This is a genomic window from Peribacillus faecalis (assembly GCF_014712675.1).
Lineage (GTDB): Bacteria > Bacillota > Bacilli > Bacillales > DSM-1321 > Bacillus_AD > Bacillus_AD faecalis.
Window position 1 is genome coordinate 1 of sequence record NZ_JACXSI010000059.1, and the last position, 9,603, is coordinate 9,603.

Sequence of the window (9,603 nt, forward strand, 5' to 3'; positions counted from 1 at the left end):
CAAGGGCTCAAAAGTCTACAAGCTCGTTATGAATACTTGCGTCAATTATCTTAATTGAACCGCCGTATACGGAACCGTACGTACGGTGGTGTGAGAGGTCGGGGGTTAATCACCCCCTCCTACTCGATTGTTTTGAATAAAGCGTAATGCTTGTGAATCAGCAAGTTGGACTGATTATATTTGAGAGAGTCGATTATTTTTAGTAGCGGATCGATTAATTTCAAAAGCAGACTAATTCTTGCGGAATCTGCTGGTCCTTAGTTTCTATACTTCCAATGTTAAAGATTGGAATGGTCGATTTGCACGTTATAATATACAAGAATTACTGAAGAAAGCCGGGAACTCAACTCCCGGCTTTTTCACTTACTGTAGATTTTTTCTGCCCTGACAGTCTGTTCAGTATGCTTTGTTGTTTGTAGAAATAATGATAGCGCACATGTCCCCAGGCAGCGGCTACACCAATCCAGTCCTTCACTACATCGATCAGCGTTGCTGAGCGATATGGTACGAACGACTGGTGAATTTCATCAGTTACTCCATATGCAGCGGAAATTAGCGCGAAGACTAAACTGGACTTTAAAGTTAGTTTTCCGCCGATTGTTAATGGAATGACAAACAATATGTACAAAATTGCAAACTCAACTAAGTGCAGACTTTCTTTAATAAATGCATCTGTCTTAGAATCCGGAAGCTCGACGATAGCGTTGCTTGGCAGGCTTGACATAATCCAGATCGCAATCATATAGGCAATCGGGAGGGCCCACAAAACATAATAAATAAACCTTCTCATGAATGACAATCCTTTCCTCATTTAGCTTCTACTATTTTAACATGTAATTCGCAAATAAAAATTTTTTAAATAGTGTATAAATTTGGCCGAACGTGTTCAGAATGATTGCTGAGGTGATAATCATGAGAGAGGAAGAAAAGAAACGTTTCTCAAAAAAATCAGGATTTAAACGTTTTCTTTCAAAGCGTTGGGCATTACCAGCCATCTATTTAGCAAGTGCAGCCATTTTAATAATTGCCGTTCTATGGTTCCAAAACAGCAACGAAGATACGGCTGATTCCGGTGATATAAAAGTTCAGGAACACGGAAACAGTGGAAGCAATGAAGAGTCAATCGAAGTTGGGAGTAAAATGGAAAATGTGATGCTGCCGGTGGATGATGCGGATTCCGTTGTTGTCAAAACAGATTTCTACGATAAAAACGGTAGCAAAGAATCTCAAGAAAAGGCGCTTATTTTCTACAACAATAAATACCATATGAACCGCGGTATTGACCTTGCAATGGAAGATGGCAAAACGTTTGAGGTTGTAGCATCTTTAAGCGGAAAAGTTACAAAAGTGGAAGATGATGCGTTGCTGGGCAACACAATTGTCATTGAGCACCAAAACGGCATTACTACTCATTATCAATCTGTAACAGATATCGCTGTTGAAGTTGGAGATGAAGTCGTTAAAGGACAAGTGATTGCGAAAGCAGGAAAGAGCACTTTGAATGAAGAAGCAGGCACTCACGTACACTTCGAGATCCGTAAAGATGGTACAGCTGTTAACCCGAACACTTACATCGGCAAATCTGTTGCGACAATTGTAGAAGCAGAAGCAAAATCAGAGGCTGAAGTAAAGAAGGATGAAAGCAAAAGCAATGACAAACCTGCTGAAGAGCAAGATGTTGAAGAAGAAGATTTAAATTCTGAGCATTCAACAGAAGAAGACTCTGCAGATGACCAGACTGAACAAGAATAATTCAATCAAGCAAAATATGTAAAACTGTCTCTAAATTTTCTCTAGAGGCAGTTTTTTTCTGTCTGTATCATCCGAGATGCTGATTGACCTCTTGATAAGTTTTTGGATAATATTTACATAAGTAGTATTTGAAAAGGGGGACTGCGGAAGATGGAAGATGCCCAGTTAAGAGAGACAGATGCCTATATTTTGAGAGTGGAGGATCTGATGTGCAAAGAAGTGGTTGTTTGTTCTGCAAAGCAGACAATTCAGGAGATTGCCCGCATGATGATGATAGATCGAGTCAGCTCTGTTGTTGTTATGGAAGATAAGCAGCCGCTTGGCATAATTACAGAAAGAGATATGGTCAACCGGGTTGTCGCTGTCAATTATAGTGCTGAACAAGAAGCGGCAACAATTATGACACGTGACCCCATTTCGATTTCACGTTCAGCTTTCTATTATGAGGCTCTTTCTCTCATGATTATAAAAGGCATTAAACATCTTCTCGTATCAGACAATCAACAGCTTTCCGGCATTATCGCAATGCCAGATTTACTTAGGAAAAAGAATGAGAATATGGTAAAAACAACTCGACGAATCGAGAATGCCGATGTAAACACTCTGGTGGCGGTAAAGCCTGCTATTTATGAAGTGCTACAAATGCTACTGACTGAAAAAATACCGATAAACGATACGCTCTCTGTTATAACGACTTTATATGATCGCCTAATGAGACGCGCTGTGTTCCTTGCTGTTCAAAGCTTGGAAGAGGAAGAAGGGCTTATTCCTCCGGGCAAATTTAATTTTTATACAATGGGTAGCGCAGGGAGGGGTGAGCAATTCATCTTGACAGATCAAGACCACTTTCTCGTTTATGAAGAGCATCCCTTATCCCGATTCTACTTTCAGCAACTTGGTGAAAAGCTTGTATCTTTTTTAGAAAGAGCAGGTTACGCGCGCTGCAAGGGGCTGATGATGTGCAGTGAGCCTCAATGGAGGGGAACCGTTACGGAATGGAAAGGGCGTGTACATAAATGGGTCACAATGCCGACAAACGATCATATGCTCCTTGCTAACAACTTCTTCACCTACCGTCTTATATACGGTGATTACACACTTCATAGACAGTTTCAGCAACAGTTGTCACAAATACTGGATACTGCAACACTTTTCCTTTATCAGATGGCTGCATGGGAAAGGCAGCATCCCGTTAAGACTTTACATGCTCCGCTGCTTTCCCTGTTTCAACGATCAAAAAAGTCCATCGACTTAAAAAAAGATGTACTCTTTCCATATCATCATTCATTGCAAATATTATCATTAATTCATCACGTTCATGAAGGAACACCATTTGAAAGACTTGCTGCTCTTGCAGAAAAAGGTGTTTTAGAGAATGGGTTTGCGAAAGATGTAAAGGATGCAATGAATCAAATATTAGTTTTTTACGTCCGGTTGCGCTGGCAGCAGGCCAAAACAGAGAGTGAGTCTTCCACGGTGCTGCTGTTATCGTCATTGACTGAAAGAGAACGAGAGGAACTGGCAATAGGGTTGAGAATAATAAAAGAGTTACAAAATAAAGTCTTTTATCATTTCAATATGAAAGTATAGGGAAAGGAGGAGAGGGGAATTTTCTTTATACGCAAATCAATGATAAGTCCGCTCCGCTACAAAGATATTCCATTGTCAATGCCGCTTGCAGAGCTTAATTTCACGGTGTTTGATACGGAAACAACCGGTTTTCAAGTAGCAAAAGAAGATCGCCTCATTGAAATTGGAGCTGTCCAAGTGAAAGGATTTCAAGTACAGGAACATAGACAATTTCAGACATACGTCAACCCAAATAAACATATTTCTCAGGAAATAACGCAGTTAACGTCGATACGTGATGCAAATGTCGAAACAGCACCGCAATCTTTTGAAGCTATTTCCCTTTTCTTCGATTTTGTCAGCAGTAATGATAGCGTCTGCTTCGTCGGGCATTACGTCGCATTTGATATGCTTGTCTTGATCAGCGAGTTAAAAAGGCAGAAGTTTACACTGCGCGATCATCGTTGTATTGACACGTTGGATTTGATAGGCAGTTTAGCTCCCTCTACAGACATGCGCGATCTCGAACGGTATGCCAGAAATTTTAATACGCGCATCTACACGCGTCATTCAGCGATTGGTGATGCGTTGACAACCGCATATTTATTCGTTGAACTTTTGCGCCAGCTCGCTGAAAGAGGCATGAAAACGTGGGGGGATTTAAGCAGAATAAGCAGTCCTTCTTTTTGAATGTACAACAAAAAATGTGATTATTCTCTTGCTTTTTGAAAAAAACTCCCGCATACCTTGTCCTTCTTGTGTTTTTCGTACATATTACTTTGCCCAAGCTAATATAATGTTACAAACCTATTTATAGAGAGTGGGTGGGGTGAGGGGTCGTTTGCAGAATACTATTTGTTACGTAAAAATAAATGATTCCTTTAAATAGAAAATACTTCAGCTATCCGATCACATCGAAGCGAATCTCATTTCACACTTCTTACATCCAATTTAGGGAGGTAGAGTGGTGTGCACGATTACATCAAAGAAAGAACTATCAAGATTGGGAAGTATATCGTGGAGACAAAGAAAACCGTTCGCGTCATCGCGAAAGAATTCGGAGTATCCAAAAGTACAGTTCATAAGGATTTGACAGAAAGGCTGCCGGCAATTAATCCTGAGCTGGCAAACGAAGTGAAAGAAATCTTGGATTACCATAAGTCCATCCGCCACTTGCGCGGCGGAGAAGCAACAAAGCTCAAATACAAGAAAACGGAGCCGGAAGAAGAAACGGTATTATAGGAGTCATTAATTTAATTGGATCATGTTTAATTGTAATAATGAGTCATGGCCTTCTGTGCTGCTAAAACAGCGCTGAAGGCCTTTTATATGATACATCGAGAGGAACAATACATCTGCTTGCTTCAATTTGTCACAATAATAGTGAGATGGAATTCAATTTTTTCTAAAATATTATTACTTCTTCATGTTGTTGTGTTAAAATATACTATTAGTTATGATACGATTGTATAAGATCGAGGAGGATATATAAACCATGTTCGCAAGAGATATAGGCATAGATCTTGGTACAGCTAACGTGCTGATTCACGTTAAAGGTAAGGGAATCGTACTGAATGAACCATCAGTAGTAGCGATTGATAAAAATACAAACAGAGTACTGGCTGTCGGTGAGGAAGCTCGTCGTATGGTTGGTCGTACACCAGGGAATATTGTCGCAATCAGACCATTAAAAGATGGTGTAATTGCTGACTTTGACATAACAGAAGCAATGCTGAAATATTTTATCAATAAATTAGATGTGAAAGGTTTCTTATCAAAACCACGAATTCTAATTTGCTGTCCGACAAACATTACAAGCATTGAACAAAAAGCAATCAAAGAAGCAGCTGAAAAAAGCGGCGGTAAAAAGGTATTTCTGGAAGAAGAACCTAAAGTAGCGGCTATAGGTGCCGGCATGGATATTTTCCAACCAAGCGGCAATATGGTTGTCGATATCGGCGGAGGTACAACTGATATTGCTGTTCTATCTATGGGTGATATTGTTACTTCCTCATCGATTAAGATGGCAGGAGATAAATTTGACAATGAAATTCTGCATTTCATTAAACGTAAGTATAAATTGCTGATTGGTGAAAGAACAGCTGAGAATATCAAAATTCAAGTTGCGACTGTTTTCCGTGATTCTCGCCATGAAACAATTGAAATTCGCGGACGTGATATGGTGACAGGTTTACCGCGAACAATTACAGTAAGCTCAGAAGAAGTGGAAGAAGCTTTACGTGAATCCGTTTCAATTATTGTTCAAGCTGCTAAATCTGTATTAGAAAGAACGCCACCGGAACTTTCAGCGGATATTATTGACCGCGGCGTAATTTTAACAGGTGGAGGCGCATTGCTTCATGGTATGGACATGCTTCTAGCAGAAGAACTGAAAGTCCCGGTACTTGTAGCAGAAGAGCCGATGGACTGCGTAGCAATCGGCACAGGCATTATGCTTGATAACATGGACAAAATCTCCAGCCGTCGTTTCGGATAATAAAAAACAGGTATTAATCTTAAATAAAGATTGACTAAAGAGGTTGTTTGAAAGTATGCACTTTCCGAACGACCTCTTTTTGTGATGTCCTGCTATAACAGTCGTTTAAATAATTCTGAAAATTAGTACTAAAATACTACCTAAAACAGGTTTAAATTGTATATAATGGAACTATATTTGTGTTCGGATATACATAAGGGGTGAAAGAATTTGTTAAGGGGTTTTTATACAGCGGCGACAGGGATGATTGCGCAACAGAGAAGAACAGAGATGTTGTCGAATAACTTGGCGAACGCAACTACGCCGGGATATAAGGCGGATCAATCGAGTTTGCGTGCTTTTCCAGAAATGTTAATCAGTCATTTCGGTGAGAAAGATATTCCGACAAAAAATGGTTTAACATTACCGACAAGCCAAGTGGTCGGTCCATTGAATACAGGAGTGTACATGCAAGAAACGATGCCGGCTTTCTCACAGGGGAATTTGAGAGAAACAGACAATAACACCGATATTGCATTGATCGATGTTGTTATGCCGACTAATGAAGAGTCAGGAGGCAATGCGACTGTCTTTTTCTCTGTTGCCAATAGCAATGGCGAGACAAGATATACTCGCAACGGTAACTTCACATTGGATCAGCAAGGCTTCTTGACTACACCGGCGGGCAATTATGTGCTCGATACTAACGGTGCGCCGATCCGATTAGAAAGTGATCAATTTACTGTTCGGCCTGATGGCATGATTGAACAGGAAGGTGCTGTAGTTGGGACAATCGGCATTGCTTACTCAGAAAATCCTCTCGAGTTAGTGAAGGAAGGCGATGGATTGTTTCGCTTAGAAAGCGGTGGGATGCTTCCAACGGCTTATACAATGGCAGGAATACAATTTACGATGGAGCAAGGCATGCTCGAGCAATCCAACGTTGATTCCGGACGTACAATGACAGATATGATGACAGCTTATCGTGCTTTTGAAGCTAATCAAAAAGTGTTACAGGCATACGACCGTAGCATGGAGAAAGCTGTGAATGAAATAGGAAAAGTATAAATCATGCAATAATTGGGGGTCGGATTAATGAACAGGACAATGATTACAGCAACGAATACAATGTCCCAGCTTCAATTGCAGATGGATTTAATCGGCAATAACCTAGCAAACGTGGACACAACAGGCTATAAAAGAAAAGAAGGCACATTCAATGACTTGCTTGTGCAACAAGTCAATAATCAGCGTGATTCAGCTGATGCTATTGGTCGTTTAACGCCGCAGGGAATCCGCCAAGGCGTCGGAGCCAAAATAAGCTTAGTGAAGCTTATTTTGACACAAGGTGCTCTGAAAAATACAGAGCGTGACTTGGATGTGGCACTTACAAAACCGGATTTGTTCTTTAAGGTTCAGACAACGGATGCAAGCGGGACAACAGAGATGAGATTCACAAGAGATGGATCATTTTACTTGTCGCCGTCTGCGTCTGATGCTAACCAGCTGGAGCTGGTGACATCAAGCGGAAATCGCATTCTTGATCAATGGAATAATCCGATCTCCATTACTGGAGATATCGACAGCATCACTATTTCAGAGAATGGTACACTTGTTGCGACGAAGAATGACGGCCAACAGCAAACAATCGAACTGGGCGTTATATCTGTCCAAAATCCGCAATATTTGGAGAATAAGGGCGGTAATTTATATGGATTAACGAATGAAGCAATTGCCGGCGTGCAACAAGAGGATGTATACACAGATTTAATTGGCGGCTTGCGTGAAAATGTCGCAGTCCAGCAAGGATCTTTAGAGAATTCAAATGTGGATATGTCGAAGGAAATGACAGACCTGATTACGGCACAGCGCATGTATCAGTTCCAAGCGCGATCTGTGACACTTGCTGACCAAATGTTGGGTCTTGTAAACGGCTTACGCTAAGAAAGGCTGAATTATATGGAAGAAAAAGTATTATTAAGAGAAGATCATAAGCAGTTGCAATTACAGGAGCCTAAAGAAGAGCCGCGTATTAAAATACGTATACGTCTTGTTCCGATCTGGTTAAGAATTATTGCGGTTATTGCGTTTGTCATGCTTGCCTTTACAATTGGAAGTATGATTGGATATGGCGTGCTTGGAGATGGTAATCCAACTGATGTGCTGCAAAAATCTACTTGGACTTCCATCACAGATTTGGTGAACAAAGACAATTGAGCTATAATACAGAATATATAAATCCTTAAATTGGATTTTCATAAGTGTCCTCTTTAAAGAGGGCTCTTTTTTTAAAATGATAAGAAATCATTCACTTTAGGACTTAGATAGCTGTCTAACCTTATACCTGCCATGCTAGGTCCTAAGCTGCCTCCCCCAAGAAACCAAAGGCGGGTTTCTTGTGTGATTCATCTTAGTCCTCCCGCATGGCTCCTTTTTCATTGGAGTGAGTTCAAGAGGCAGATTCAAAAATGTAAAAGGACCGGTAACGGTTTTTCTTATTTCAAGGAGGAGATTTAATGCTGGATGTGACAGAAATTAAGGAAATCATTCCGCACCGCTATCCGTTTTTACTAGTGGATAAGGTTGTCGAATTAGAAGAAGGAAAAAGAGCGGTAGGTATAAAAAATGTAACAATCAATGAGCCATTCTTTAACGGTCATTTTCCTGAATACCCGGTAATGCCAGGTGTGCTTATCATTGAAGCGCTGGCACAGGTAGGTGCGGTTGCAATTTTGAAAGTGGAAGAGAATAAAGGGAAAATCGGCTTTTTAGCAGGAATAGATAACTGCCGTTTGAAAAGACAAGTGAAGCCTGGCGATCAACTTCGTCTAGAAGTTGAAATTGTTCGCATGCGTAGTTCATTTGGCAAAGGTAAGGGGATTGCGACAGTAGATGGAGAAGTAGCCTGTGAAGTGGATATCTCATTTGCTCTAGGAAATAAGTAACACAATCAAAATTGTAAATAATATTTTAAAATAACAATAAAAAATAATTGGCTAATGATTTATTATATTAACACTTTGTTTCATGTTAGTATAATTTCAAACATGAATGATATTAAGGTTTGGTAAGTAAATCATTCCCATTGAAAGGTCCGAACATTTTAATCGGACCTTTCTTTTTTTGAGAAAATCTGTCTAACCTTACAATCGCCATGTCTCTTTTTGTTAGAGGTGAATATAAGTAGTTCATATTGAAAAAAGAACGTGGTATTTTTGCTGTTAAACTTTCATGTAACATTTTCTTTTCTTTGGGCAAAATACAATTTGACCATACATAGGTCAATTCATCTCGAAAGGAGGAAGTCATAATGAACAAAAAATTTATGGCTGTATTAAGTGGGTGTGCTTTAGCGGCAATGCTGGTAACGGGGTGCGGAAATAACGATACGGATGACGGCACTACGACTGACGATTCAAATGTAACTGAGGATTCAAATATGGATAATACAGATACAAATGATAATAATACAGGCACAGGCACTGGTACAGGTACAACTGGAGATACAGTTAAAGACGATGTAAACAATATCGGTACGGATGTTGAAGACGGTGTAAATGATTTGCAGAACGACGCTGACAATAATACAATTGGCGACGACACTAACAACACTACTGATACTAATAACCCGGATAAGACTAACAATAACAATACGAACACGAATAAATAAGATTTCGTCAGTTCAAGGAAAGAGTCTGGGACATAACTAGCTTCAAATGACGAAAAACGTGAAATGGACAATTCCATTTCACGTTTTTCTGTTTTTGTCTATGAATTCTTAGCTGCTGGCCGCGAACTTCCGTAGA

Annotated in this window: 11 protein-coding genes; 10 read left to right on the forward strand and 1 reads right to left on the reverse strand. The window is 40.0% G+C overall.

The genetic code is table 11. The annotated features are described in order from the left end of the window. Positions 1 to 343 precede the first annotated feature (343 nt). Positions 344 to 790, reverse strand: a complete 447-nt coding sequence (locus IEO70_RS17850; RefSeq protein ID WP_190999737.1) for a VanZ family protein — start codon at positions 788 to 790, stop codon at positions 344 to 346. A gap of 122 nt (positions 791 to 912) precedes the next feature. Here IEO70_RS17850 and IEO70_RS17855 point away from each other — a divergent pair, with 122 nt between their 5' ends. From IEO70_RS17855 to IEO70_RS17900, 10 genes are all read left to right on the forward strand, one after another. Beyond that, positions 913 to 1,752: a M23 family metallopeptidase gene (locus IEO70_RS17855; RefSeq protein WP_190999738.1), complete on the forward strand. Its 840-nt coding sequence runs from the start codon at positions 913 to 915 to the stop codon at positions 1,750 to 1,752. 150 nt (positions 1,753 to 1,902) lie between these two features. After that, on the forward strand, positions 1,903 to 3,342 hold the full coding sequence (locus IEO70_RS17860) for a DUF294 nucleotidyltransferase-like domain-containing protein (RefSeq protein WP_190999739.1): 1,440 nt from the start codon (positions 1,903 to 1,905) through the stop codon (positions 3,340 to 3,342). Positions 3,343 to 3,381: 39 nt separating this feature from the next. Continuing rightward, the gene (locus IEO70_RS17865; protein ID WP_206711647.1) at positions 3,382 to 4,011 is read left to right on the forward strand and encodes a 3'-5' exonuclease; all 630 of its coding nucleotides are present in this window, start codon (positions 3,382 to 3,384) and stop codon (positions 4,009 to 4,011) included. Between the two features lie 279 nt (positions 4,012 to 4,290). After that, on the forward strand, positions 4,291 to 4,563 hold the full coding sequence (gene spoIIID / locus IEO70_RS17870) for a sporulation transcriptional regulator SpoIIID (protein WP_190999740.1): 273 nt from the start codon (positions 4,291 to 4,293) through the stop codon (positions 4,561 to 4,563). 253 nt (positions 4,564 to 4,816) lie between these two features. Then, entirely contained in the window at positions 4,817 to 5,818 is a 1,002-nt protein-coding gene (mreB, locus tag IEO70_RS17875) for a rod shape-determining protein (RefSeq protein ID WP_190999741.1), read from the forward strand. A 210-nt stretch (positions 5,819 to 6,028) separates the two neighbouring features. Next, positions 6,029 to 6,865, forward strand: coding sequence for a flagellar hook-basal body protein (locus IEO70_RS17880; RefSeq protein ID WP_190999742.1), 837 nt, complete (start codon positions 6,029 to 6,031; stop codon positions 6,863 to 6,865). Between the two features lie 27 nt (positions 6,866 to 6,892). Beyond that, positions 6,893 to 7,741: a flagellar hook-basal body protein gene (locus tag IEO70_RS17885; protein ID WP_190999743.1), complete on the forward strand. Its 849-nt coding sequence runs from the start codon at positions 6,893 to 6,895 to the stop codon at positions 7,739 to 7,741. Positions 7,742 to 7,756: 15 nt separating this feature from the next. After that, positions 7,757 to 8,014, forward strand: coding sequence for a DNA-directed RNA polymerase subunit beta (locus IEO70_RS17890; protein WP_190999744.1), 258 nt, complete (start codon positions 7,757 to 7,759; stop codon positions 8,012 to 8,014). A 299-nt stretch (positions 8,015 to 8,313) separates the two neighbouring features. Beyond that, on the forward strand, positions 8,314 to 8,742 hold the full coding sequence (gene fabZ, locus IEO70_RS17895) for a 3-hydroxyacyl-ACP dehydratase FabZ (RefSeq protein WP_190999745.1): 429 nt from the start codon (positions 8,314 to 8,316) through the stop codon (positions 8,740 to 8,742). Positions 8,743 to 9,107: 365 nt separating this feature from the next. Beyond that, entirely contained in the window at positions 9,108 to 9,467 is a 360-nt protein-coding gene (locus tag IEO70_RS17900; protein ID WP_190999746.1) for a hypothetical protein, read from the forward strand. Positions 9,468 to 9,603 lie beyond the last annotated feature (136 nt).